At 55.9% G+C, this 25,221-nt stretch carries 20 protein-coding genes and 2 pseudogenes; 5 read left to right on the top strand and 17 right to left on the bottom strand.

What is annotated here, in order from left to right; genetic code table 11:
* Nucleotides 1-5 precede the first annotated feature (5 nt).
* From FE839_RS02525 to FE839_RS24995, 7 genes are all read right to left on the bottom strand, one after another.
* Complete coding sequence (locus FE839_RS02525; RefSeq protein WP_138358817.1) at nt 6-1,136, bottom strand: ABC transporter permease; 1,131 nt, start codon at nt 1,134-1,136, stop codon at nt 6-8.
* On the bottom strand, nt 1,126-2,409 hold the full coding sequence (locus FE839_RS02520) for an ABC transporter permease (protein WP_138358815.1): 1,284 nt from the start codon (nt 2,407-2,409) through the stop codon (nt 1,126-1,128). The genes FE839_RS02525 and FE839_RS02520 overlap by 11 nt, the downstream gene beginning before the upstream one ends.
* 2 nt (nt 2,410-2,411) lie before the next feature.
* Nucleotides 2,412-3,791: a Fe-S-containing protein gene (locus FE839_RS02515; protein WP_138358813.1), complete on the bottom strand. Its 1,380-nt coding sequence runs from the start codon at nt 3,789-3,791 to the stop codon at nt 2,412-2,414.
* 225 nt (nt 3,792-4,016) lie between these two features.
* On the bottom strand, nt 4,017-4,544 hold the full coding sequence (locus FE839_RS02510) for an iron transporter (RefSeq protein WP_138358811.1): 528 nt from the start codon (nt 4,542-4,544) through the stop codon (nt 4,017-4,019).
* A 27-nt stretch (nt 4,545-4,571) separates the two neighbouring features.
* Nucleotides 4,572-6,515, bottom strand: a complete 1,944-nt coding sequence (locus tag FE839_RS02505; protein WP_138358809.1) for an FTR1 family iron permease — start codon at nt 6,513-6,515, stop codon at nt 4,572-4,574.
* 242 nt (nt 6,516-6,757) lie between these two features.
* On the bottom strand, nt 6,758-7,519 hold the full coding sequence (gene nqrC / locus FE839_RS02500; RefSeq protein WP_138358807.1) for an NADH:ubiquinone reductase (Na(+)-transporting) subunit C: 762 nt from the start codon (nt 7,517-7,519) through the stop codon (nt 6,758-6,760).
* A 7-nt stretch (nt 7,520-7,526) separates the two neighbouring features.
* Nucleotides 7,527-7,658: a hypothetical protein gene (locus FE839_RS24995; RefSeq protein WP_260607786.1), complete on the bottom strand. Its 132-nt coding sequence runs from the start codon at nt 7,656-7,658 to the stop codon at nt 7,527-7,529.
* A gap of 174 nt (nt 7,659-7,832) precedes the next feature.
* Here FE839_RS24995 and FE839_RS02495 point away from each other — a divergent pair, with 174 nt between their 5' ends.
* Nucleotides 7,833-8,798 carry a helix-turn-helix domain-containing protein gene (locus tag FE839_RS02495; RefSeq protein WP_138358805.1) on the top strand — a complete coding sequence of 322 codons (966 nt, stop codon included), beginning with the start codon at nt 7,833-7,835 and terminating at the stop codon, nt 8,796-8,798.
* A gap of 22 nt (nt 8,799-8,820) precedes the next feature.
* Here FE839_RS02495 and FE839_RS02490 read toward each other — a convergent pair whose 3' ends face one another.
* Complete coding sequence (locus FE839_RS02490; protein ID WP_138358803.1) at nt 8,821-8,946, bottom strand: small membrane protein; 126 nt, start codon at nt 8,944-8,946, stop codon at nt 8,821-8,823.
* A gap of 235 nt (nt 8,947-9,181) precedes the next feature.
* On the opposite strand from FE839_RS02490, the gene FE839_RS02485 reads away from it, so the two are divergent.
* On the top strand, nt 9,182-10,261 hold the full coding sequence (locus tag FE839_RS02485; protein ID WP_138358801.1) for a malate/lactate/ureidoglycolate dehydrogenase: 1,080 nt from the start codon (nt 9,182-9,184) through the stop codon (nt 10,259-10,261).
* Between the two features lie 234 nt (nt 10,262-10,495).
* Nucleotides 10,496-12,646: a formate dehydrogenase subunit alpha gene (gene fdhF, locus FE839_RS02480; protein WP_138358799.1), complete on the top strand. Its 2,151-nt coding sequence runs from the start codon at nt 10,496-10,498 to the stop codon at nt 12,644-12,646.
* 133 nt (nt 12,647-12,779) lie between these two features.
* Here the strand turns inward: fdhF and FE839_RS02475 are convergent, their stop codons facing one another.
* Nucleotides 12,780-13,931 (bottom strand): M20 aminoacylase family protein, encoded by a 1,152-nt coding sequence (locus FE839_RS02475; RefSeq protein WP_138358797.1) that lies wholly within the window; start codon nt 13,929-13,931, stop codon nt 12,780-12,782.
* Nucleotides 13,932-14,211: 280 nt separating this feature from the next.
* Here FE839_RS02475 and FE839_RS02470 point away from each other — a divergent pair, with 280 nt between their 5' ends.
* Nucleotides 14,212-15,417 (top strand): MFS transporter, encoded by a 1,206-nt coding sequence (locus tag FE839_RS02470; RefSeq protein ID WP_138358795.1) that lies wholly within the window; start codon nt 14,212-14,214, stop codon nt 15,415-15,417.
* A gap of 53 nt (nt 15,418-15,470) precedes the next feature.
* Here FE839_RS02470 and FE839_RS02465 read toward each other — a convergent pair whose 3' ends face one another.
* From FE839_RS02465 to FE839_RS02430, 8 genes and pseudogenes are all read right to left on the bottom strand, one after another.
* A complete protein-coding gene (locus FE839_RS02465; protein ID WP_138359015.1) occupies nt 15,471-16,193 on the bottom strand; it encodes an amino acid ABC transporter ATP-binding protein in 723 nt (240 codons plus the stop codon).
* Nucleotides 16,180-16,944, bottom strand: coding sequence for an amino acid ABC transporter permease (locus FE839_RS02460; protein ID WP_138358793.1), 765 nt, complete (start codon nt 16,942-16,944; stop codon nt 16,180-16,182). Before FE839_RS02460 ends, FE839_RS02465 begins: the two co-directional genes overlap by 14 nt.
* A 64-nt stretch (nt 16,945-17,008) precedes the next feature.
* Entirely contained in the window at nt 17,009-17,776 is a 768-nt protein-coding gene (locus FE839_RS02455; RefSeq protein WP_138358791.1) for a basic amino acid ABC transporter substrate-binding protein, read from the bottom strand.
* Between the two features lie 95 nt (nt 17,777-17,871).
* A pseudogene (locus tag FE839_RS02450) lies at nt 17,872-18,802 on the bottom strand (MurR/RpiR family transcriptional regulator).
* Nucleotides 18,768-19,741 (bottom strand): annotated as a pseudogene (locus tag FE839_RS02445) (iron-siderophore ABC transporter substrate-binding protein); the annotation flags it as partial. The pseudogenes FE839_RS02445 and FE839_RS02450, both read right to left, overlap by 35 nt.
* The gene (locus tag FE839_RS02440) at nt 19,732-20,784 is read right to left on the bottom strand and encodes a FecCD family ABC transporter permease (RefSeq protein WP_138358785.1); all 1,053 of its coding nucleotides are present in this window, start codon (nt 20,782-20,784) and stop codon (nt 19,732-19,734) included. The pseudogene FE839_RS02445 and the gene FE839_RS02440, both read right to left, overlap by 10 nt.
* A complete protein-coding gene (locus tag FE839_RS02435; protein WP_138358783.1) occupies nt 20,781-21,809 on the bottom strand; it encodes a FecCD family ABC transporter permease in 1,029 nt (342 codons plus the stop codon). Before FE839_RS02435 ends, FE839_RS02440 begins: the two co-directional genes overlap by 4 nt.
* Nucleotides 21,806-22,624, bottom strand: coding sequence for an ABC transporter ATP-binding protein (locus tag FE839_RS02430; protein ID WP_138358781.1), 819 nt, complete (start codon nt 22,622-22,624; stop codon nt 21,806-21,808). The genes FE839_RS02435 and FE839_RS02430 overlap by 4 nt, the downstream gene beginning before the upstream one ends.
* A 505-nt stretch (nt 22,625-23,129) precedes the next feature.
* Between FE839_RS02430 and FE839_RS02425 the strand changes: the two genes are divergently transcribed.
* A complete protein-coding gene (locus FE839_RS02425; RefSeq protein ID WP_138359013.1) occupies nt 23,130-25,202 on the top strand; it encodes a TonB-dependent siderophore receptor in 2,073 nt (690 codons plus the stop codon).
* The last annotated feature ends 19 nt before the right edge of the window (nt 25,203-25,221 follow it).

Raw genomic sequence — 25,221 nt, 5'->3', positions numbered from 1 at the left:
GGCGTTTACTCTCCTTTCAGCACTTTCGCAGGCTCGACGCTCACCGCGCGCCGCACCGGAACAATGGCCGCCAGCAGGGCGACCAGTAAAGACAGAATCAGGGTAATAGGCAGCACCGGCAGACGCAGCGAGATACTGGCATTAAACACCGTTAATCCCAGCAGTTGCGCCAGCAAATAGCCCAGCATCCAGCCGCAAACCACCGCAGCAAGCGTGATGATGCTGGTTTCCAGCAGCATCTGACGGGTAATGTCGCCGTTGCTGGCGCCCAGCGCTTTTTGCAGCGCAAACTCTCTGGCGCGCTCACCGACAATCGCCATCAGCGTGGTGTTAACGCACAATGACGAGAGCGCAAGGATGACTATCGACACCAGCCCCATCAGCCCTTTAATTTTCTCCAGCACCTGCCCTTCGGATGCCGACACTTTCCGTACCGGGCGAATCTCAAGATCGGGATACTGCCGCTGTAGCTGGCTGGCGTAGCTCTCCACCTGACCAAGATCGTTGCTGACGCTGAGCAGACCGTGGCTGATAAGACCCGGCTTTTGCAGCCATGACTGGGCCACATCGAGGCTGACAATCAGCATATTGTCGGTCGCGTCACCCGACTCCACGATGCCCTTAATCAACAGCTTCTTGCGCCGGGCGTGGTCAACCAGCGTCACGCTATCGCCAATATTCAGATCCAGCCGCTGCGCCAGCTTCACGCCAATCATCGCATTACGATCGTCAAAGCTGACGCCAATCCAGTTGCCGTTGACCTGCCAGTAAGGCACCAGCTTTTGCAGCGACTCAAACCACACGCCGACCAGCACCACTTTTTCCAGTTCAGTGCGCGCGGTCCCGTATAGCCACGGACTGGCGCCGTGAATCAGGCCAGTCGGCGCGCCGTCGAGAATCGCCTGCAGCTCCGGTTGCGGCATACTGGTGCCGTGGCCCGGCCCGATATAGAAATTGGCGCCGAAGGTCCGCAGTTCCTCACTCATTTTACTATTAATGTCGAACCACACGGCAGAGAGCGCCGTCACGATGGTCGCGCCAACCGCCAGCGCGGCAAACACGACGCTGACCCGCTGCATACGCAGCCGCAACGCCCGCCACACCAATAGCCATAGCATGTCACGCTTAACGGCCATACAGCACCTCCACCGGATAAAGACGGGCAATACGACGGGCCGGGAACCAGGTGCCGATTAACGAAATCAGCACCGCAATGACCAGCACGCAAGGCACCACCACCCAGGCAAAATTAAGCGGTGTGGCAAACAGCATCATGCCGATCGCCTTTGCCAGCCCCCACCCTGCAAGGCAGCCCAGCGCCCCGCCGACGAGGCCCCCCATCGCCGCTTCAAGATAGAACAACAGCAGAATCTGCCACTGTCGCGCCCCCAGCGCTTTCATCAGGCCAATCTCTTTGGCCCGTTCCATGATTGTGCTGGTCATCAGCGAGGCGATGCCCATCGCGGCGGCTGCCAGCGCGGCTAAGGTCACCACACCCATCAGGAGCTGAATCTTATCAATAACCACCCCTTCCGAGGCGGCGACCTGCCAGACCGGGCGGACCTCCGCGCCGGAAATCGCCTCTTCAAGCTGATGGGCGATAGATGAGACATACGCGGTGCAGTACCACAGATCGTACTCTTCAGCATTCAGCGCTTCGAGATCCTCACGCGCCCGGCGCGAAAGCTCATTTTCCGGCACCGTCAGCGCCGATACGCGGATCGCCTGCACTTTTCCCGGTAGCCCCAGCAGCCGCTGCACCACGCTCAGCGGCATCACCAGTTGGTTATCTTCGTCGCTGCCGCTGGACAAAATACCGCTCACCTGCACATTCACCACGCTATTCGCCGCCTTTAACGTCAGGCGATCGCCCGGCTTCCAGTCATAGTTTCGCGCCAGAGCATGGCCGACCAGGGTTTGCGGCGTATCACCAACCGGCTCCTTCGGCCATTCGCCAGTCACCTGCCAGAATGGGCTTACCGTGCGCTGCCCGGTCTCGTACCCTTCTTCATCCGGAATCACTACCGGCTGGCTAAAAAACGTCCCCAGCACGCGGATATCATGCCCCTGCACGCTCGCCTCGCCCCCGAGCATCGGGGCAAAGCCAACAATATTGTTGCGCCAGAAAATATCTTTGATATTCGGCAATTCGGATTCATCCAGAAAATCATCGCTGGCCAGCGGGTTGCTTTGCTCACTGAACAGCGCGGGCAGCGCCGCCTGCCCGGCCGGTTCAATCAGGATATTGGCGCCGTAGGATTTCAGCTCGCGAGACATTTTGTCACCGATGTCGATAGACACCGCCAGCAGCGCCGAAATCAGGCTGGTCGCCAGAAACACCGTCAATATCGCCAGCGCTTTGCGCCGCAGATTGCGTCCCCAGGACTGGTAGATCATTCGCCACAGCATTGCTATTCCTCCTTCACCGCACCGGGAATAAACTGCTCCGGCGCATTACGGAAACGCTCATAATTCGCTTCAGAAGAGAAGAACCAGGTTTTACCGCCATAGCTGTATTTAAAGTCAGCGCGGGTGTTCGTCAGGACAGAGCCGTCCACCGGATCGGTCACTTTGATCGTCAGAACGGTGGAGAAATAGTTTCCCCCCACGGCCAGCGCCGCACCGGGTATCGTCAGCGTTTTATCATCATTGTGCCAGCCGTCAATCGGCACCGGGTTGCAGCCGCCGGGTTTGCCAATCGAGGGAATAAAAATATGCACACCGCAGGCGACGCAAATCACCTGATTACCTTCCATCACATATCCCTGATCGCCACACAACAGGCAAGCGTCGAAAACCACGCCAAAGCGCAGCTTATCGGGGTAACGGTTGATAATGAAAAAGCGAATCGCTTTACCATCATCCGCCACCCAGACAAAACGATGCAGTTTGCCATCGCGAACCTGTTCAACCGGAATGTGCACCTGGCCGTCGGCCGCCAGCGTCACGGGCTGGGCTTCGGATAAACGCGGCGGCTGTGACGCGACCAGATCCCACCAGAGCTGACCACCGACAATCGCCAGCGCGCAGCAAAGCGTTGTGAGCCACAGTCGGGTCGCCCCGCGGCGTTCAGCCTGAGCCAGGCGTCGGGCAATCGGTTCGTCCGTCGCGCTCACCGCCCGAAAATAACCGCATAACGCAGGGAGCCAGCACAGACACATCAGTAGCAGTATCGCGGTGGCGGCCCAGTTGTACAGCGCCGCATTATTGGTCACTTTCGCAACAAAACTCAGCAACGGTTTCAGCAGCGGGATGACCTGCAGCTTCATCATCAGCAGCAGCAGGTTACCGCTGAGGGGTAACCAGAGCAGGACAATCATCAGCAGGGTCAGCGGCCAGTAGCACCAGCGCATTCTGCGCAGAAGCATGGCGCAAAGCGTGGCCGCGAGGCACAATAGCGCGAAGGCCAGCACCAGCGCGGTCATATTCAATAGCAGATCGGTATTCAGAACATGTGTGGAGGTCAGCCCGCCAAGGTTCGGGTCCAGCCCCCAATGACGCGCCGCGCCGAAGGTCAGGAGCCATTGCCACAAATAACGCACCCTTCGCGAAGACCACCAGAAGCTCAGTAAAAAGAGCAATGAAACGAGAATTTCCGCGCCAACCAGAATCAGTTCCAGAGACTGGCTCGGGTGAAGAAACAGCCCGGTGAGCAAGCCGCCCGCCAGTGCGGAGAGCAGCGTCCAGACCAGCGTTCGCAGTGCGGGAGGCTCGCCGCGTCCCCATAGAACAGCGGAAAGCAGCGCAATGCAGAAAAAGACCTGTAGCGTCGTGACGAAAAAATAGCTCATGACTTCAACTCAGTACGGCGGGTGAATAACACACCGCGGGATGACACCCCGGCCACCCCGCGTAACAACACAAGCATCTGGCGGCGATGGATCTGTCACACCAGGCGTCTCTGCTGCGGGTTGTTTAGATGTGAACCGACGGAGGCGCCGCCTGCACATTATGCGTGTGGCCCGGGCGCGCCTCCGCCCAAAAGGGCAAAGAGAATAGCCTGACGAAACCGACGATCAGTTCAGGCCAACATATTTAAACTCATAGCTCACATCAAACGGCTTCCACCAGCGGCCCACGCCGGTTTCACTATCGGTATGGCGGTGCATCCCGGCTTTTGACGGCGGATCAATATGGTAGGTAACTTTATAGTTACCTACGCCCATCATCTTGATATTCGCGCCGTAGTGCGGGCCGTCGCTCGCTACCATTGGCATAAAGGTACCTTCTTGTTTCTCACCGGTATCGCTGTTGACCAGAGTGTAGGAAATTGTCAGATAGGGAATCCATTCACCCGCGCCAAAACCATTTTTACCGCCTTCCACCGCGTGAATATCGGCTTCCAGATGGATATCCGATTTCGCCGCCGGCAGTCCCATACCGCGTGGTTCCATATCGATCGGCTGCAGGTAAACCGCAGCGATCTCCATCTCATTCATGGTGACCGGCTCACCGGCCGGATATTCTTTAAAAGCCAGCGCCGCTGGGGCGGTAAAAATACTGGCTACGGTCGCGCTGATAATCAGGGTATTCTTAATGGTCATCTGACTCATCCTCTCGTCTTACAATGATTAGAAATTTGTTTTTATAGTCTCACCCGGCGCCTGTCGGCGGCGCATGATCCAGAATGCAACCAGCGCCGCGAGCAGCAACACCACTTGCGGTAAAAGCGTTTCCACGTAGGGGTAAATCCCCAGCCAGCTGATTTCCGGCATGCCATTAATCAGCGTTGGCTGGAACAGTTTGCCTTCCACCAGTTCCAGTACCCCTTTTCCGGCGAAAACGAACGCCATCAGATACATGAAACTGCCGGTAAACATAAAGAAAGGCTTAAGCGGTAAACGAACCACCGAATAACGCATGATGAGCCAGGCGATCAGCAACACCACGCAGCCAATAATAAACCCGCCGCCAATGGCGAGATGTCCCGAAAGCCCCTGGGCATCGCCAATCAGGGCGTAATAGAACAGCACCGTCTCCGCGCCTTCGCGGTAAACCGCCAGGAAGCTGGTCAGCCACAGCCCTACCAACGAACCACGCGACAGCGAATGGGAGAGTTTTCCCTCAAGCCAGGCCTTCCAGTGGCGGGCCTCCACTTTCGACAGCAGCCAGTAACTCATAAAGAACAACATCACCACGGCAATCAGCATGGTGATCCCTTCCAATAGCTCGCGGCTGGCGCCGGAGTTGGTAAACATCAACTGGAAGATAAATGCCGTCGCCACGCTTGCCACCAGCGCCACGATGACCGACTGACGAATCAGCGGCAGTTTGTCGTGGTGATCGTTTTTAACCAGATAAGCCACAATGGCCGCCACAATCAGCAGCGCTTCCAGCCCCTCCCGCACAATGATCATCAGGCTGTAGATCAACAGACTCCACTGGGTCTCTTCACCTTCGCCCAGCATAGTCACTGCTTTTTGCAGATCCTGCTCAAGAGCAGCGGCTTCCGCCGCCAGCTTCTCCTGCGGCTGACCGGCCTTCATCAGACTGACCATGCGAGTAAAATGGGCCTCAAGGGCGGTTTTAAAGGCCGCATCCCGGGAGCCGATTTTGTTCTCCATCCCGGTAGCTTCGAAGCGGTCAAAATAGGTGTCCTGGATATCCAGGATCGCGTCCTGTCCTTCCCCGCTTTGATAGCGCTTAAGCGCGGCATTGATGCTTTGATTGATCCCCGCCGCGACGCTGGCCCAATCCGCGCGATCGGTCGTTGCGTCAGTTGATACGGCGTTATCCGCCGCGGAAGGCGCGTTCACCGGCTGATCGTCGCGGGTCGTCGGTAATCCCGGAAGAATATCTTCCAGATCCTGTAATAACGTTGTGACCTGATAGGCGACATCATTCATGCGATCCGGCTGGGCAGTGAGCGTAATCAATGCGGAAAACTGCTGGTTAATGGCGGCGGCCTCTTTCGCCGAACGATTTTGCCGCACCGACGTCTCCATTTCGGAATTTTTAAATCCCTGATAGTGCGCCTGCTGCACACGTTGGCTCGCCTGCGCATAATTTCCCGCCTGATACGCCGTTACCGCCTGGGCCAGCAGATCGTCAATGGTGCGAAAGCTGTTTTGCCAGTGCAGCGCAATATCATCGCGCGACAGTGCGGTATGCTGCTCTTCCGCCACCAGCCGATGCCCGCCATCCAGTATGGGTTCCACCTCACGCAGCGCCTGCTTCAACCCGTCAATGCGCGCCTGCACTTCGCTCAGCGGTTTACCCTCACCGATCATGCGGCGGATTTCGCCGAAGGTGCTTTCCATCTCATAGCTTTTGCGCGCCGAGATATTGATACGGATTGGCCCTTCGAGGTTTTCAAACACTTCAAAGTACGCGCCCTGCACCTCGCGGCGCGCCTCAGTATTTTTTTGTTGCTGATAGAGTTCTGCTGTTTTATCAAGGCGTTGCTCAATATCCTCGATATAAGGCGCATAGTGAGTCTGCGCCATTGCGCGCGCGCTGCCAAAAAGCAAAAGACTAAACAGCATGAGCAGCAGGAAAGAACGAGGGGCGGTCATGACACATTCCATCAGTTTTAATGATAACGATTATCGTTGTCATTTTTACTCGTGATGTACATGACCTGGATCATGAAAGTGTCAAACTGTGACAGTTTGTGTAAAATGTTGCAAAGAAACAGATATTAATAACCCTCAGTTATTAGCCAAATCTCTACGGACAATTACCCCATGACGGCCGATAAAAAAACCGATGTCGGAATGACATCGGTTTTTCGAGGATATTTGACAAATTTCTTTGTTTAACGGGTTAATATATCTGGATGTTGTTGTAACTGCTGCAGGAATTTACCATACCCCTGCTCGCCCACCCAGTAATTAATACTCTTCTCGACACCGGTTGAGGTTAACGTCGCCCCGCTAATTCCATCAACCGTATAATCATCATGTTTGCCGGGGTTATTCTGAACAACCTTCAGCGTCGGTTTGCCGTTATTATCGCGTATTTTCTTCCCTGACCACTGGCTGCGCCATTGCGGATCTTCCACGCGGGCCCCCAACAGCGGGGTTTCATTTTGCTGATAATACAGCAGGTCTTTTACCGTGCGACCATCCGTGGCAAGGGCGATTAGCGCATACATCATCGACTTCGCGCCTTTGCCGTAAATGGGGAGGATAACCTGCTGAATTTCATTGTTATTATCACGAACAAGATAAACCTCGCCCAGCGAACAGCGCTGACGAATTTGTGCCGGATCGCGCGCTGCGGCCAGTTCGACGCAGCGTTTCTGCTCACGGCTGTCCGCTCCCGGCGCTAAGAGCTCACCACTGTCAAGATTAACCTGGCGCACCACAATACGTTTTTGATAAAGCGATTTCAGCGCCTGCGGATCGCGTTGTCCGTTACGGGTTAAACCGGCGACCTGAAGAACAGCAGCGTCTGTTGCTGCATTATCCGGCACGGCGAAATTGTCTTTGGATAATAAAAACCAGGCAACAACAATCGCAAAAATTAAAACACAAACAATCATCAAAATTAAAACAATAAGTTTACCTTTACGCATGCGCTTATCAACTCTGTCGGTTGGCATAGGTAATATAGAGTGCCGCTATTTCTACCTCACTGTCCAGTCCCTTGGGCAAGCAGTATTTCCCGGCAAGATATTGACCACTGAGTAAGGCCATTCCAGTACGTCTTTTCACGAAAGTAATCCAGGTTTTATACTTATAAAATAATATTCAGCAACAGCACTTCGCTGAAACCATCAACAACATGTAAAAAAATTGTTTCACCTCTGGATCTTACTAAGATTAATCTTATAATGAGAGGATAAAAACACGCACCTGTAACCGTCACCCTTGGGAAAAGAGACTACGATGTCCAGACCTACGGCGCTGTACGTTCCACATGTTTTATCCACGGAGGATATCGCTCCGGATGCGCGCTATCAGCTACTCTCACAAGATATTCGCTGCTACGGGCTTCATGTCGTTAACAACCGACGGCCGGAAGACATTGTCGCTAATCATAAAACAATCTCCGGCGTTAATGGCGATTATTGTAGTGCAATGGGCTCCAGAAACGAGACAATATTCGACCCACATCAGACTACGGCATCCTCGATTTATATTTCACTGATCGTTCATGGTAATCAGATCATTCACAGTCATAACAATTCAGCCACCACGCAGCTAAATCAGGGAACCTTAATTGTTCATCAACGCAACGATTATTACCATTATCAGTGCAATGACGTTAAGCAACTCTATGTTATTCCACGCAGTGATATGACCAATGACGTCTTTAATGGCAAATTACGCAGTCCGATCGTATCACTCGAAAACCACCACCTGGCCAACTTTCTGAAATCACATATGCTATTATTGGACCGGCAATCCGCCATGCTTTCGAGTAAAGAGACAGCCACCATCGTTGACGGATTACATAACATAGCGTTAATTATGCTTGCCGATGTAGCAAAAGAAAAAGGCTTATTCACGCCCGGTAAACTGAGTCACCTTTTTAATGGCGCAAAATCGTTTATTATTCAGAATTATCATCAACATAACTTGTCGCCGAACGTTCTGACGCAACACCTTCGCTGTTCACGCGCCAGCCTCGACAGAGCTTTTAATGAACAGAAAACATCCGTCATGACGCTGATTAAAGAAATACGTCTGGAGGCGGCACGCGAGATGTTGGAGAATAATCGACATCTCCGCATCGAACAGATTTCATGGATTTGCGGTTTTGTCAGCCATCCATTATTTAGCAAGCAATTTCGCGAAAAATATCTTGTCTCACCAAAAACATGGCGCGACAACTATAATAAGGCCAGCTAATACTCCGTGTAATAAGGTTATCTTATCGCTGGCGAAAAGGACGAAAACGTTTAGCCCTGCGTTCTTTAATATAGCTCAACAAGCTATAGACTGAAATGCCCAACAGGGAAATCGCGATGGTCAACAACAGGATTGCACTCGTATTCATTATTGTATTCTCTTATATATCCCTGTAACACTGCATGGGTGATTGATTATGAGGCTTTAATCATAAGGATTCTTCGCACTACGACCAGACTTACGGGCCTCAACGCTGTTCTCTCTCCCTCACCCCGCCTCTTTTCTGCGGCGTTCAAACCTTGATCTTCTCCGGCATGGCGCGCAGCATGGAAACGCATACACAATAAAATAATCATCCCGCACTCAATAACAGGAGGACATCAGTGCAAACAGGATATCGCTTTCAGGCCACCGAACTGCGGCAGTTTGTTGAAACCCTTTTCACGCATATGGGGAGCGCGCCAACCGAAGCATCGCTGATCGCCGACCATCTGATCGCCGCCAACCTTGCCGGACACGATTCTCACGGCGTAGGGATGATCCCGAGTTACGTTCGCTCCCACGCCCAGGGCTATTTACAGTTCAACCGCCATGTCAGCGTGATGAAAGACGCGGGCGCCGTCGTGACTCTCGATGGCAACCGGGGATTCGGGCAGGTGGTGGCGCACGAAGCCATGCAGATCGGCATTGAGAAAGCAAAACAGCACGGTATGGCCGCCGTCGCGCTGCGCAATGCCCACCATATTGGCCGCATCGGTTACTGGGCGGAACAGTGCGCGGCGGCCGGGATGATCTCCATTCACTTCGTTAACGTCATCGGCAACATTATGGTCGCCCCATTTCGGGGGAAAGACAGCCGTTTTGGCACCAACCCGTTGTGCGTGGTTTTTCCGCGTGAGGGACATCCGCCGCTGCTGCTCGATTACGCCACAAGCGCCATCGCCTTTGGTAAAACCCGCGTCGCCTGGCATAAAGGCGTCCCGGTACCGGCTGGTTCGTTAATCGATGCCCAGGGCGTCCCCACCACCGACCCGGCAGTAATGCAGAGCTCACCGCTGGGCGCATTGCTGACCTTTGCCGAACATAAAGGTTACGCGCTGGCGACATTATGTGAAGTTATCGGCGGCGCGGTTTCCGGTGGGAAAACCTCCCATAAGGAGACGCTGCAGACCAGCGTTGACGCGATTTTCAACTGTATGACCACCGTCATTCTCAGCCCGGCAGCGTTCGATGCCCCGGATATGCAACGCGAGACCGAAGCGTTTATTGACTGGTGTAAACAGTCGCCGCATGATGCAGACGCGCCAATTCTGGCGCCCGGCGAGTGGGAGGAAGCTAACCGCCAGCAACGCCTTGCACAGGGTATTCCTCTGGATGCCGGGAGCTGGCAGGCGATTTGCGCCGCCGCCCGACAGGTGGGTTTACCGGACGAAACGCTCTCAGCGCTACAGACGCTGGCCTGAACCGCCATCATGACGCCCCAGCGGGCGTCATGGCATCGTCATTAGTGTCGACATCATTGCCACTCCGGTCTGTAAGCATCAATATTTCATTTAAAATCAATCAATTAATTTTGGCATGCTCTGTGCATTACGCTCTCGTCATCTGCCCGTGCGTTGGTGAATGACGCCCTGACAATGGCTGGCCGGATCGGCCTGTCCGTTGTTGTTTATTCTCTGTTAACAGGTCTGTTACTGATGAAAAAAATCACGAGCGTTTGTCCTTATTGCGGAGCCGGTTGCAAGCTTAAGCTGGTTGTCGATAACAATAAAATTATCCGTGCCGAAGCCGCTGATGGCTTAACCAACCAAAATCAGCTGTGCCTCAAAGGTTACTACGGCTGGGATTTTCTCAACGATACCCAGCTGCTGACGCCACGCCTGAAGCAACCGATGATTCGCTATCAGAAAGGCGGTAAATTCACCCCGGTCAGTTGGGATGAAGCTATCCGCTATACGGCGAAAAAATTGCGCGAAATAAAAGAGAAATATGGCCCGCGCGCCATCATGACGACCGGTTCTTCCCGTGGCACCGGCAATGAAACCAACTATGTGATGCAAAAATTCGCCCGTGCGGTACTCAATACCAATAACGTCGACTGCTGCGCCCGCGTTTGTCACGGACCCTCGGTCGCCGGGCTGCAACTGGCGCTCGGCAACGGCGCGATGAGCAACTCGATTAGCGAGATCGAAAACTCAAAATGTTTGCTGGTATTTGGCTATAACTGCGCCGACTCCCACCCTATCGTCGCCCGGCGGGTGATTAAAGCGCGCGAAAACGGCGCGAAAATCATCGTCTGCGATCCGCGCCGTATCGAAACCGCCCGCATCGCCGATCGTCATCTTCAGCTCAATAACGGCAGCAATATGGCGCTGGTTAACGCCTTCGCCCACGTCCTGCTGGAAGAGGATCTCTACAATCACGATTATGTTGCGCGTTTTACCGAAGGGCTGGATGCCTATCGTGACATGGTCAAAGACTATTCTCCCGAAGCTGTCGAAGGCATCGTGGGCGTGTCGGCAAGTGTCATCCGCGAGGCCATGCGCATGTATGCCGCCGCGCCTTCCGCCACCATTATGTGGGGAATGGGAGTGACCCAGTTTGGTCAGGCGGTGGATGTGGTCAGAGGACTGGCGAGCCTCGCGCTATTAACCGGCAATCTTGGACGCCCCAACGTCGGCGTCGGCCCGGTGCGCGGACAAAATAACGTGCAGGGGGCCTGCGATATGGGGGTTCTGCCGAATATGTTCCCCGGTTATCAATACGTGACCGATGCCAGCGTTCGCGCTAAATTCGCCAAAGCCTGGGGAATTGATCCGGCGATCATGGACGATAAGGTCGGGACCCGCATCACCGAAGTGCCGCATAAAGCGCTGACCGGCGATATCAAAGCTTACTACATCATGGGCGAAGACCCGCTGCAGACTGAAGCCGATCTGGGGCTGGTACGTAAAGGTATCGAGGCGCTCGATTTTGTGGTGGTGCAGGATATCTTTATGACCAAAACCGCAGAAATCGCCGATGTGCTGCTGCCCGCCACCTCGTGGGGCGAGCACGGCGGCGTCTTTACCTGCGCCGATCGCGGTTTCCAGCGCTTCGAACAGGCGATTAAAGCAAGCGGCAACGTTAAACGCGACTGGGAAATCATCAGCCTGTTGGCGCAGGAAATGGGCTACCCGATGCATTACGCCAATAATCAGCAGATCTGGGACGAAATGCGCGAACTTTGCCCGCTATTTTACGGCGCCACTTATGAAAAAATGGGCGAGATGAACCATGTGCAGTGGCCGTGCCCGACGCTCGATCATCCCGGCACACCGTGGCTGTATAAAGATAACCGCTTTGATACGCCAACCGGCAAGGGCCAGCTGTTTGCCGCGCCGTGGCGTGCCCCCGCCGAAACGCCGGATGAAGCGTATCCGCTGGTTCTCTGTACCGTGCGTGAAGTCGGCCACTATTCATGCCGTTCAATGACCGGTAACTGCGCCGCCCTGCAAGCGCTTGCCGATGAACCCGGCCGGCTACAAATCAACAGCGCCGACGCGCAGCGTCTGGGGATTGCCGACCAACAACTGGTGTGGGTCAGTTCCCGACGCGGCAAGGTGATGACCCGCGCCGATATCAGCGATCGAATTAACACAGGTGCCGTGTATATGACCTATCAGTGGTGGGTGGGCGCCTGTAACGAGCTGACTCAGGATAACCTCGACCCGATCTCGAAGACGCCGGAAACCAAATATTGTGCGGTGAAGGTGGAAGCCATTGCCGATCAGCGCTGGGCCGAGCAGTACGCCAGCACAAGCTACAGCAAAATGAAAGCCCGGCTGAAAGCCGCAGTTAACGTGTAATACGACAGAGGGAGAAGGAAGCTTCTCCCTCTGTATCCTGGGTCTTCGCAAGGCGACCGCTGGTGGCTTGCCCGTCCGGCAAGCCTGCCGCATTCGCGACCTTGTATTCCGGACAGGCACGCAGTACCGCATCTTACGCCAGTAACGTCTCCACCAGCGCCGTCCACAGCGCCACGCCATGTGGGATCAGATCGTCATTAAAATCATACCCGGCATTGTGCAGCGGCTTCGAAGGCGTTTCACCGTCAGTGCCAATCCAGAAATAGGCTCCCGGACAGGCCTCCAGCATGCAGGCAAAATCTTCTGACGCCATTGATGGATTACCGTTCCAGCTTACCGCTGATTCGCCCAGCAGAGTGGTTGCCGCTTCGCGCACCTTCTGCGCTTCCACAGCGTGGTTGGTGGTCACCGGATAACCGGGATACCATAAAATTTGCCCTTCAACGTCTGAGACCTGAGGCTGAGCGGCAACATAGCTTTCGATCAGCCCCCTGACCCGCTCGCGCACCTGGTTGTTCAGGCAGCGAAAGGTTCCGCGGAGCACCACTTTGTCCGGCAGCACGTTAATCGCCTCGCCACCGGCAATCTGCGTAATGCTCACCACCGTCGCCTCCTGGGGCGACAGGCGGCGCGAAGGGATCGTTTGCAGCGCCATAATCAACTGCGCGGCGGCCACGATGGGGTCCGCGCCGCGCTCGGGCATCGCCGCATGACAGCTTTTACCTGTCAGGGTAATTTCGAATGCATCAAGCGATGCCATCATCGCACCACTGTTAATCACCACCTGCCCCAGCGGAATGCCCGGCCAGTTATGCAGGGCGTAAATGGCGTCCATCGGGAAGCGCTCGAAAAGCCCCTCTTCAACCATTTTACGCGCGCCGCCAAGATTCTCTTCGGCGGGCTGAAACACAAAGTGGACGATGCCGCGAAAACGTCGGGTCTGCGCCAGATGCGCCGCTGCCGCCAGCAGCATCGCGCTATGACCATCGTGACCACAGGCGTGCATCACCCCAGGATTGCGCGATTTATAGCTCACGTCTCCCAACTCGGTTATCGGCAGAGCGTCCATATCTGCCCGCAGGCCAATCACCGGTCCGGGGCCGTTTTCCAGCGTCGCAACCACGCCCGTACCCGCCAGCCCGCTATGCACCTGAAGACCAAATGAGACGAGCAGTTCGGCCACCCGGCGTGAGGTTTCCTGTTCCTGATACCCCAGCTCAGGACAAGCATGAAAATCACGTCGCCAGCGAATAGCCTCGGCGATCAATGAAGGGGATACTGCCATGTCTTACTCCTCTTCCGCACAGCGTCAGCGCTGAACGCGTCTTTTCATCAATAAGTTAGGGCTACAGGTACCCCGCCAGCCTGTTGGTTATATCCTTTCGCCAGCGCCCTGACAACTTCCGCTCAATTCAACGACAATCCGTTTTCATATGGTATTTCGCCAGTTCACCCTTTTTACAGTCAGATCCCCGGTGACATACGGCTCATGATTAATTATTATGCAGCCATATGGTAATTTTACCGAATAATTCACTCTTCACTTCTCCGTTATCGGAAATAAAATGTTTAACCCAGAGCAGAATCGTCTGGCCCCCACGCTGGCGATGATCATGGCGGCGTCATTAGTGGGATTTATCACTGGCTATACGGTGCCCTTAATCAGTCTTGCGCTGGCGCAGCAGCAGATTGATGCCTTCTACGTCGGCCTGTTGGCCGCGCTGCCGCCAGCGGGAATGATGCTCTCCTCCTTCCTCTCGCCGGCCTTATGCCGGCGTTTTGAGATGGGAACGCTGCTTTCCGTCAGCCTGGTGGCGCTGGCGCTGGCGACAATCGCCTCCTGCCTCGCTTTATCTCTCGCTCATCTCCTGCTGCCGCGACTGGTTACCGGCCTGGCTTCGGGGGTCATTATCGTACTTGGCGAAAGCTGGATCACCGGCGGCGCGGCGGGCAAAAACCGGGCGATGCTTACCGGCATTTATGCCTCCGCGTTTACCGGCTGCCAGCTGGCGGGGCCGCTGTTGATTTCCGCCGGAGAGGCATATCGGCTCTGGACGCTGTTGTTGGTCGGCATCGTGACCTTCGCCTGCCTGCTGATGCTCCGCCATTTACCTTCCGGCAGCCGAGAGCGGCTCGCCGAACGCCCCGGCTGGCGCAGCCTTGGCGCCTTTTTACCCGTGCTGGCCTCCGGCGTATTCTGCTTTGCCTTTTTCGACGCCAGCATTCTGGCGCTGCTGCCGCTCTACGGTATGGATAAAGGATTAAATGATGTGATGGCGGTACTGCTGGTGACGGTGGTATTAACCGGCGATGCCGTGTTTCAGGCGCCACTGGGCTGGATTGCCGACCGCTTTGGCATTCGCCGCGTGCATCTCAGTTGCGCGGTGGTCTTCTGCCTCGCTCTGCTGGCCTTGCCTTTCCTGCTGTCGTCGCATATCCCGTTGATTAGCGGCTGTTTGATTCTCGGCGCCGCGGCGGGGGCGCTCTATACCCTTTCGCTGGTTCGTGCCGGGAAAACCTTCTCCGGGCAGAAGCTAATTATGATCAACGCGCTATTAGGCTTCTTCTGGTCGGCGGGCAGCGTAGCGGGTCCGGTAGTCAGCGGACTCCTGATCAGCGTCGTCGGTTATGATGGGCTGGTGATGGCGCTGCTGGCCAGCGGCGTGCTGTTCCTGTTGATCCAGTGCCTTGGCACAAACGAAAAAACGCTGTTAGCGGACGCGAATGAACGTGAAGAAAAAATTAATGATATTAGCGAGGCGGCGCAATAGATTTTAACTATCGGGCCGCCCCCGGCGGCGCACCTACGCCGGGACGGAGACCGTTACAGCACTTTACTCAGAAAAGCGGCGGTGCGCGGGTTAGTTGGCGCGCTAAAGATCTGCGCCGGTTTACCCTCTTCCTGAATAATGCCCTGGTCGATAAAAATAACCCGGTCGGCCACTTCGCGGGCAAACCCCATTTCGTGAGTCACGATCACCATCGTCATCCCTTCGCTGGCGAGATTTTTCATCACTTCCAGTACATCGCCCACCAGCTCAGGATCCAGCGCCGAGGTGGGCTCATCAAACAGCATAATCGAAGGCTGCATCGCCAGCGCCCGCGCAATCGCCACCCGCTGCTGCTGACCGCCGGAAAGACTGGAAGGCCAGGCGTCGCGCTTATCGCTCAGCCCCACCTTAGCCAGTAGTTCCTCAGCCAGATGTACCGCTTCCGTTCGCACCATGCCGCGCAGGCTTATCGGGGCCATAATCAGGTTTTCCAGCACCGTTTTATGCGGGAAAAGGTTGAAGCGCTGAAAAACCATGCCGACGCTTTCACGCATCTTATTGAGATCGGTAGCGCGATCGTGAACGGCAAAACCATTAACCTCAACCTCACCTTCACTGACGGTTTCCAGCGCGTTCATACAGCGCAGAAAGGTGCTTTTCCCCGAACCTGACGGACCGATAATGCAGACCACTTCCTGTGGTTTGATATCGCAGTTGATGCCGCGCAGAACATGGCTGTCGCCGAAGCGCTTATGCAGATTTTTAATATGAATCACTTTTGCCAAACCTCTTTTCCAGACGGTTAACCAGCTGCGCCAGCAGGAAAGTAATCACCCAGTAAACCAGAGAGATCGTCAGATACGGTTCCCAATAGGTGGCGTAAGCGCCGGAAACGGTACGCGCGGCGTAGGCCAGATCGGCGAGACCAATTGCCGAGGCCAGCGAAGAATCTTTCACAATGGCGATAGCATTGTTGCCCAGCGGCGGCAGAATGCGGCGAAACGCCTGGGGCAGAATCACCTGACGCATGGTCTTCCACCACGGCATCCCCAGGGCGCGAGAGGCTTCCATTTGTCCTTTATCGATCGACTGAATACCGGCGCGGAAAATTTCCGACACATAAGCGCCGGCATTCAGCGTAATCGCCACGACACAGGAAAGAAACGCGCCATAGTCAGAACGCAGTTCACGGGCCAAATCGGCGCTCATTATCCCGCTGGTAACCAGCAGCCCATCGCGCGGGTTGATAAACAGCGGCACCAGCGCGAAGTGGACCACCATAATTTGCACAAACAGCGGCGTGCCGCGAAATGCGCTAACGTAGAAACGTACCGGAAACTGCACCAGGTAACGCAGAACGTATTTCCACACGCCGTGTTCGGCTTTCGCCATACGCCCCAGCCCGAGAGTCAGCCCCCACAGGGTGCCGAGGATCACGCAGATAATGGTACATTTAATGGTCATCAAGGCGCCGTCGATAAACAACGGACCGTACTCCTCAATGATCTCCCAACGGAATCCCGTCATAATTCTTCCCTAAAAAATACGGCTATCGCCAGAGTCGATAGCCGTGATGAAAACAAACTGCGGATTATTGCGCTGGCAGCGTCGGAACGTTGTCGTCGAACCAGGTTTTATAGATTTTGGCATAGGTGCCGTCAGCGATGATTTTCTGTAATCCGGCGTTGATTTTCGCCCGCAGTTCGCTGTTGCCTTTCGCCACCGCGATACCGAAATACTGACGCTCAAATTTCGCGTCCGGCACCAGTTTGAACTGCTTTTCTGGATGCTGCTTGATGTAATATTTCACTACGCCAACATCGCCTACCGCCGCGCTTACGCCATCCTCAAACAGCTCCTGCAACATCAGCGGAGTGTTATCAAAGCGCTTGATAGCGGTGCTGTTTTTTCCCAGCACCTCAGAAACCACGATATCACCGGTGCTGGAGTTCACCACGCCAACTTTCTCGTTTTTCAACGCCGCCAGCGAGGTGACTTTCGAATCCGCCGGAACAACGATGGACTGCTCTGCCGGGAAATAAGGGGCCGAGAAATCAACCATCTGCTTACGCTTATCGGTAATGGTGATCCCGGAAATGATAATATCGCGATCGCCGGTGCTCAGGGTGGCGAAAATTCCTTCCCACGGCGTATTAACCAGTTTGATATCAAAATCTTCCGCTTTGGCGATCGCTTTAATGATATCAATGTCAAAACCTTCCAGCTGTTTCTGGCTATTTTCAAACTCAAACGGGCGATAGGTGCCGCCCGCGCCAACCACATACGTTTGCTGAGCCGCCTGAACGCTGCCCATCAGCGCCGCCATCAGACAACCTGCTTTCAGCCAGTGCTTAATCATAGAAACTCCTTTTTATGCATTTATGTTGCATAAAAATACACAGGCTTAGTATGGCATGCAACCAAAAACCTTTCTGATAGTGGATTATCTGTCGTTTAGCTCCGTTTACCGCCGGATTTACCAATCGCGCGATGCAATTCATTGATCCGCTTCATCGATTTCACCGTCTTTTGCGGCGCGGTAGAAGCGACCGATAGCACAATCATCTCCAGGCACACCAGAACCGTGCCGTGTAACGGCACTCGTCCGTTATCGCCGCCGCGCGGCACGTCGATGACCACCTGCGCCTCCTGACTAAAGCGAGAATCGACCGCCTGCGTTAACAAGATTGTCGGGATCCCGAGCCGCCGGGCTTCACGTAGCGTTGTCATCCCCTCACGGTGCGGGGATTTTTGCCCCATCATAATCAGCACATCGCCACGCTGCAGGCTAATCAACTGCTCGGCAAGACTGAACCCGGTGCGGTTCATCACATACGCAGGCAAACCAATGCGGCTCAACAGCCGCGCGGTATATTCCGCCAGGATACCCGATGCGCCGATACCGAAAATTCCCACCTGACGGGCGTCGGTCAGCAGCGCCACCGCCTGCGCCATCGCCGTACGGTTATCAGGCCGGGAGAGCACCTCGCAAGCCCGCTGATGCCCTTCAAGCACGAAATTAATACTTGAATTGATATCGCTGGACAGTTCGCTCACCGTCGAGAGCATTTTTTCCGCCGAGGTCGGCGACGGACCGAACCAGCGCTCCATGGTCTGTTTCAGTTCGCGCAGTCCGGCGAAACCCAGCGCCTGGATCGCGCGCACGACCGTGGCATCCGAGGTATGGGTCGCGGTGGCGATCTCCATCGCCGTGCGCTCCAGCACCACTTCGCGGTTATCATTGATATAGCTGGCTACCGCCAGCAGGCGTGGCGAAAGCTGATGCGCACGGGCGCGAAAACGCTCGCCGAACAGGTCGACCCGCCCTCTCTCTCTTCTCTCCGCGGTTTTCATTTCTCCCCCTCGGGCATTGGCCGACCGGCAATATGCGACTGCACCTCGGCAACCATCAGCGTCAGTGCGGCAAACGAGTTAGAAATCACATCCTCACGCGGCAGCAAAATATAGCGCCCGCTCCGGCAGGCGCGCATAAAGTCACACCAGCCAGGCATAACGCCTTCCATCGCCTGCAGTTCATCCTGCGGTTTACCGCCGGTATCGGAACGCCAGGTGGCGAACACGAAATCGGCATCCAGCTCCGGCAACTGCTCGGCGCTAACGTCAATCCGCTGACCATCGGGTATCTTGTCGATCAGCGGCGGGAAACGGAACCCGGCATCGCGCAGTACGCGCCCCAGCGCATGATAGGAATAGTGTACGGTCACCTTGCCGTTGTTAGCCTGAATCACCGAGACGACGATCTTCTGCGTATCGACCGTCGCCTTCAGTTGCTTAATCTGCGCCTGATAGCGGCGCTCAAGGATCGCCAGCCTGGCCTGGGTGCCGGTCAGCTGCGCCAGCTTGCGATAAATACGCGGCGCACTGCCCTGCAAATGATCGATACTTACCGTTGGCGCAATCTTCTCCAGTTGTTCTATCGGGACATGACGACTGGGTTCAGTGATAATCAAATCTGGTTTCGCAGCGGCTACTGCTTCAAGGTCGATGTCCGCCGTGCCGATAAACTGAATCGCGCTGTTATCGAAATCAACCCCAGTCAACTGCGCGCTGGCGCGTAAAAAGTGGCTGCCGTCCGGGCGGGTGCGCCCGTGGCTGGCCACCGGCGGAACCCCAAGCTCAATAAGCGGAATGGTAATATCCAGATCGTGCATCGATACAATACGCTGCGGATGCAGCGGAACCGTCACCGTGCGACCTGAATCGTCGGTGAAAGTTTGCGTATCGGCGGCCGCGGCGACGCCCGCCAACAGCAGCAGCAGAGAAACGAACCAACGCATAGCAATCCTTTTTGATTTACAGGGCGTCACGGCGACGCCAGAGCAGCACAATAAAAAATGGGCAACCAACCAGAGCAATCACGATTCCCGCCGGGATCTGTAGCGGCGCGAAAGCCAGTCGGCCGATGGTATCGGTGACCAGTACCAGCAGCGCGCCAACTAACGCGCTGCCGCTGAGCAGCGCCACCTGGCCGCCACGCAGCAAAAAGCGCGCCATATGCGGTGCCATCAGACCAACAAAACCGAGACTGCCGACGCAGGAGACGCTCGCCGAAGTCAGCAGCACCGGCGCAAAAAAGCGCAGCAGCGTCAGTTGCTGTAAACGAACGCCAAGACCGATTGCGGTACGGTCGCCCAGCAGCGCCACATCGGCGGCCCTCGCGGTAAGAAACAGAATCAGCGCCCCCGGCAACGCCCAGCAGAAGGCCACGGCCAACAGCGGCCAGGTCGCCGCGTGCAGACTCCCCGCCAGCCAGATCATCGCCGTCTGCACGTCGCGCACGTCGGCGGTGGTCATAAAAATGCCAACCGCTGAAGCCAGCGTCCACGACACGCCGATCCCGATAAGAATAAAACGCGGACGCGAGCAATCTCGCGCCAATAGCAACACCAGCAGCGCCACCAGCACGCCGCCGAGCATCCCCGCCAGCGGCCGCCAGACTAATCCCACCGCCGGAAAGAACAGCACCAGCGCCAGCACCACAATGCTGGCTCCCTCTTTCACGCCGATCAGGCCGGGGTCCGCCAGACCATTGCGGGTAATACTCTGCATCGCCGCGCCAGCCAGACCGAGCATCGCCCCGCTCAGCAGCGCCATAAACAGCCTTGGCAGGCGGATATCAAATAGAATAAAGCGCTGCTGTTCAGCCACGTTTTCTGGCGAAAGCAGCGCGCGAAGTAAGGTTCCTGATGGCATCGGAAAGCTGCCGCGAGTCAGGCCGAACAGCGCCAGCACCAGGATGGCGAACAGCAATCCAGCGGCGGTTTTTAACGCCGCCGGACGAAGTAAAATATGCCGGTAGCCGATAGCAAGGGGACGAAATCCGGCGCGACGGACGGCGCGTTTCATTTAAAAAACCTCGCGGCGATAAAAATAAACACCGGCGCGCCCACCAGCGCGGTCATCGCGCCGGTCGCCAGCTCCTGGGGCGCCACCAGCGTGCGGGCGGCGATATCCGCCAGCAACAGCAGCAGCGCACCAACCGGGGCGGCCAGCGGTAGCGCCAGGCGAATATCTTCGCTAACCAGCCGACGCACCACATGCGGCACCACCAGCCCGACAAAGCCAATCGGTCCGGCCACCGCCACCGCCGAGCCGCAGAGTAAAGCAATCGCCGCCAGCCCCAGCAGCCGGGTCTGCATAATCCTGACCCCCAGCCCCAGAGCGACTTTATCGCCCAACGCCAGCACGTTCAGACGCGGCGCTATCATCAGGGCGATGATCAGCCCGCTCAGGGCCGGGATCAGCGCTGAACGCAGCGTGCGCCAGTTCAGACCGGCCAGGTCGCCCGCCAGCCAGGTACGTATCGCCAGCAGCGTTTGCTCATCGAGGATCAGAATCGCCGCCGTCACCGCCGAGGCAAACGCCGACAGCGCCACCCCGCAGAGGGTAATACGTAATGGCGTCACCCCGCCGCGCCCGGAGGAAGAGAGCAGCATCACGCCACCAAACAGCAGCGCCGCGCCGCAGACGGCGGTCAGGGGGCGTGCCAGTGCGACGCCGCCGAAGCTTATCCCCAGCGCAGAGGTCGCCACCACCGCCAGTGAGGCCCCGGCGTTAAGGCCGAGAATATGCGGCTCACCCAGCGGATTGCGGATCACGGTCTGCAGCAGCAGCCCCGCCACGCCAAGCGCCGCGCCGGTGAGCAGCGCCGCCGCCAGCCGGACCAGGCGTAAATCAACAATAATGCGGTGATCGAAATTGCGCGGGTCGTAGTGCAACAGCGCCTGAAGCACCGTGTGCGGCGCAATCCAGCGCGCACCAAGACCAAGATGCACCAGCGAACCGCCGAGCAGCAGTAAGCTCAGCAGTACCAGCGTCAGCCGCAGCCGGGATTGTCGGCGCGGCAGGAGCCGCACGGAGGCGCTCGTCATGCCCCCTCCCCGCGTGCGCGAAAGGGCATAAAAAAGGGTTTACCGGTCAGCGGGTTGAGGGACATCTGCACGTCAACGTCAAAGACGGTTTTAATCAGCTCCGGCGTACAGAGTTCACCTTCACCGATCACGCCAGCGATATGCCCTTTTTTGAGAAATACCAGCATGTCGGCGTAGTTCACCGCAAAGTTCAGATCGTGGAGCACAGTCACCACGGTGCGACCATGATCGCGGGTTAAGGTTTGCAGCAGTTCGAGAATGTCCACCTGATAGCGCAGATCGAGCCAGGTGGTAGGCTCATCAAGCAGAATAGTCGCCGTTTGCTGTGCCAGGGCCATTGCAATCCAGCAGCGCTGACGCTGGCCGCCGGAAAGACTATCCACCGCCAGATGGGCGAATTCGGCGGTACCGGTGAGCCGGAGCGCCTCTTCGACTGCCTGTTCATCGGCATCGGACCACTGACGCATCAGCCCCTGCCAGGGATAACGCCCGCGCGAGACCAGTTCAAAGACCGTCAGCCCTTCGGGCGTCAGCGGCGATTGCGGTAAAATACCTAAACGACGGGAAACTTCCCGGGTCGGCATCTGATGAATTTCCTCACCGTCCAGGCGCACACAGCCGCCCAGCGGCCTGAGCATCCTGGCGATGGTCGACAGCAGCGTTGATTTACCCGAGCCGTTGGCGCCGGCCAGTACCGTCATTTTCCCGTGGGGGATCGTCAATTGAATATTATCGACAATTCGCGTCTGGCCATATCCGGCCGACAGGGAATCCAGGACAATCCCCTGCTCTGCAGGCAACACCCGCTGTGGCATAACTTACTCCCGCGCCGCAACGGCGTGGCGACAGGCCCGCGCGTTCCGCACTCAAACAAAAATAACTCTCATTCTCTTTTGATCATGCGGCGGATGAATGTAGTAGTCAATACCCCATTAGCATCCCGGCCACAGCGAAACATCATTCAAAAACACATAACATCACTATGATTTAATTATCATTAAAAACAATAAAATAAATAGCATTCGCCTTTAATATTTTCCGGTAACTCATTGATTATTTCTTTTGCTGATTTTTTATCTTACATAACATTTACTACTACATTCCTTCGTGATTGAATGATTCTCAATTACATATCTGGCCGCAAACTGGCGTAAAAACAGATAGACCTATATTTCAGGGCAATGATTTTATTGGCTTTACCTCCCCGCAAAGGCGAGGTTCGTTCACGAGAAACAGAAAATGACTCCATTAAATGTCCCTTTTTCGACATTAAAAGGGCGTGCGCTTTTTTCACTGATTTTTTTAACCTCTCCGGGGATCCTGGCTGCGGAAAATAGCGCCGATAAAGAGAAAAAAACCGCCGATGAAACCATTACGGTGGTGGCCGACGATGCGAAGCAAAACGCCACCAACGGTTATCAGCCGGTTAATACGTCAACCGCCACGCTGACCACGATGCCGATGCTGGACATTCCCCAGGTGGTCAATACCGTGAGCGACAAGGTGCTACAGGATCAGCACGCCACCAACCTCGACGAGGCGCTGTATAACGTCGCCAACGTTGTACAGACCAATACCCTCGGCGGGACTCAGGATGCATTTACCCGCCGCGGCTTTGGCGCTAACCGCGACGGTTCGATTATGACCAACGGGCTGCGCACCGTGCTACCGCGCAGCTTTACCGCCGCGACCGAACGCGTCGAAGTCCTTAAAGGCCCGGCGTCAACGCTGTACGGTATTCTCGATCCCGGCGGACTGATTAACGTAGTCACCAAACGCCCGGCGCGTACCTTTGGCGGCTCGATTTCCGCCACCTCCACCAGCTTTGGCGGCGGCACCGGTCAGTTTGATGTCACCGGCCCTGTCGAAGGCACGCGCCTCGCGTATCGCCTGATTGGCGAATACCAGAACGAAGACTACTGGCGCAGTTTCGGCAAGCAGAAGAGCAGCTTTATCAACCCTTCCCTGACCTGGTTCGGCGATCGGGCGACGGTTAACGTGTCGTATTCCCACCGTAACTACAGCACGCCGTTCGATCGCGGTACCATCTTCGATCTGAACACCGGCCATGCGGTTAACGTCGATCGCAAAACGCGTTTTGATGAACCGTTTAACATTACCGAGGGTTACTCCGACCTCGCGCAGCTGAATGCGGAATACCGTCTCGATGACGCCTGGACCGCGCGATTTGACTACAGCTACAGCCAGGATCACTACAACGATAACCAGGCCCGCGTGATGGCCTACGATTCCGCGACCGGTGACCTGACCCGTCGCGTCGACGCTACCCACGGCTCAACCCAAAAAATGCACGCCACGCGGGCGGATTTACAGGGTAACGTGGTCATTGGCGGCTTCTACAACGAAATCCTTACCGGCGTGGCTTACGAGAATTACGATCTGCTGCGGACCGATATGATCCGCTGTAAGAAAGTGCAGGGATTCAATATCTATAACCCGGTTTATGGCACGGTCGGCAAATGCTCCAGCGTCTCGGCCTCCGATAGCGATCAGCGTATTCGGCAGGAGAGCTATGCGGGTTATGTTCAGGACGCGCTATATCTCACCGATAACTGGATTGCCGTTGCCGGGGTGCGCTATCAGTATTACACCCAGTACGCGGGTAAAGGCCGTCCGTTTAACGCCAATACCGACAGCAGCGACCAGAAATGGACGCCGAAAGTCGGCCTCGTCTATAAGCTGACGCCCTCTGTCTCGCTGTTCGGTAACGTGGCGCAGTCGTTTATGCCGCAATCCTCCATCGCCAGCTATATCGGCAACCTGCCGCCGGAAGAGTCCACCGCTTACGAACTGGGCGCTAAGTTCGAGCTGTTCAACGGGGTAACCGCCAATATCGCGCTGTTTGATATTGATAAGCGTAATGTTCTCTATACCGAATCGGTGGGTGATGAAACCATTGCCAAAACCGCCGGGAAAGTGCGCTCGCGCGGCGTCGAAGTGGATGTTGCCGGCTCATTGACCGATAACCTGAGCGTGATTGCCAGCTACGGTTATACCGACGCGAAAGTGACCGATGACCCTGATTACAAAGGCAAACCGCTGCCAAACGTGCCGAAGCACACCGGCTCGCTGTTCCTGAGCTACGACATTCATAACGTTTATGACAGTAACACCTTGACCATCGGCGGCGGCGGTCACGCGGTGAGCAAACGTTCCGGCACCAACGGCGCGGACTATTATCTGCAGGGCTATGCGGTAGCGGATGTATTCGCGGCCTATAAGATGAAGCTGCAATATCCGGTCACTCTACAGGTTAACGTGAAGAACCTGTTCGATAAGACCTATTACACCTCATCGATCGGCTCCAATAATCTCAGTAACCAGATTGGCGACCCACGTGAAGTACAGTTCACGGTGAAGATGGATTTTTAAGCAGTTGCAGGTTCCCGGA

It is taken from the genome of Klebsiella indica, from assembly GCF_005860775.1.
GTDB lineage: Bacteria > Pseudomonadota > Gammaproteobacteria > Enterobacterales > Enterobacteriaceae > Klebsiella > Klebsiella indica.
Note: the sequence above shows the minus strand (reverse complement) of the source record. Positions and strands in the feature narration are given on the sequence as shown.

Excerpts from the sequence above, each read along its gene's own strand:
- FE839_RS02475 (WP_138358797.1), bottom strand. The coding sequence starts at position 13,931 with ATGGCAGTATCCCCTTCATTGATCGCCGAGGCTATTCGCTGGCGACGT.
- FE839_RS02460 (WP_138358793.1), bottom strand. The coding sequence starts at position 16,944 with ATGACGGGATTCCGTTGGGAGATCATTGAGGAGTACGGTCCGTTGTTT.
- FE839_RS02440 (WP_138358785.1), bottom strand. The coding sequence starts at position 20,784 with ATGAAACGCGCCGTCCGTCGCGCCGGATTTCGTCCCCTTGCTATCGGC.
- FE839_RS02510 (WP_138358811.1), bottom strand. The coding sequence starts at position 4,544 with ATGACCATTAAGAATACCCTGATTATCAGCGCGACCGTAGCCAGTATT.
- FE839_RS02455 (WP_138358791.1), bottom strand. The coding sequence starts at position 17,776 with ATGATTAAGCACTGGCTGAAAGCAGGTTGTCTGATGGCGGCGCTGATG.
- FE839_RS02430 (WP_138358781.1), bottom strand. The coding sequence starts at position 22,624 with ATGCCACAGCGGGTGTTGCCTGCAGAGCAGGGGATTGTCCTGGATTCC.
- FE839_RS02470 (WP_138358795.1), top strand. The coding sequence starts at position 14,212 with ATGTTTAACCCAGAGCAGAATCGTCTGGCCCCCACGCTGGCGATGATC.
- FE839_RS02515 (WP_138358813.1), bottom strand. The coding sequence starts at position 3,791 with ATGAGCTATTTTTTCGTCACGACGCTACAGGTCTTTTTCTGCATTGCG.
- FE839_RS02520 (WP_138358815.1), bottom strand. The coding sequence starts at position 2,409 with ATGCTGTGGCGAATGATCTACCAGTCCTGGGGACGCAATCTGCGGCGC.
- FE839_RS02490 (WP_138358803.1), bottom strand. The coding sequence starts at position 8,946 with ATGAATACGAGTGCAATCCTGTTGTTGACCATCGCGATTTCCCTGTTG.
- fdhF (WP_138358799.1), top strand. The coding sequence starts at position 10,496 with ATGAAAAAAATCACGAGCGTTTGTCCTTATTGCGGAGCCGGTTGCAAG.
- FE839_RS02435 (WP_138358783.1), bottom strand. The coding sequence starts at position 21,809 with ATGACGAGCGCCTCCGTGCGGCTCCTGCCGCGCCGACAATCCCGGCTG.
- FE839_RS02495 (WP_138358805.1), top strand. The coding sequence starts at position 7,833 with ATGTCCAGACCTACGGCGCTGTACGTTCCACATGTTTTATCCACGGAG.
- nqrC (WP_138358807.1), bottom strand. The coding sequence starts at position 7,519 with ATGCGTAAAGGTAAACTTATTGTTTTAATTTTGATGATTGTTTGTGTT.
- FE839_RS02525 (WP_138358817.1), bottom strand. The coding sequence starts at position 1,136 with ATGGCCGTTAAGCGTGACATGCTATGGCTATTGGTGTGGCGGGCGTTG.
- FE839_RS02505 (WP_138358809.1), bottom strand. The coding sequence starts at position 6,515 with ATGACCGCCCCTCGTTCTTTCCTGCTGCTCATGCTGTTTAGTCTTTTG.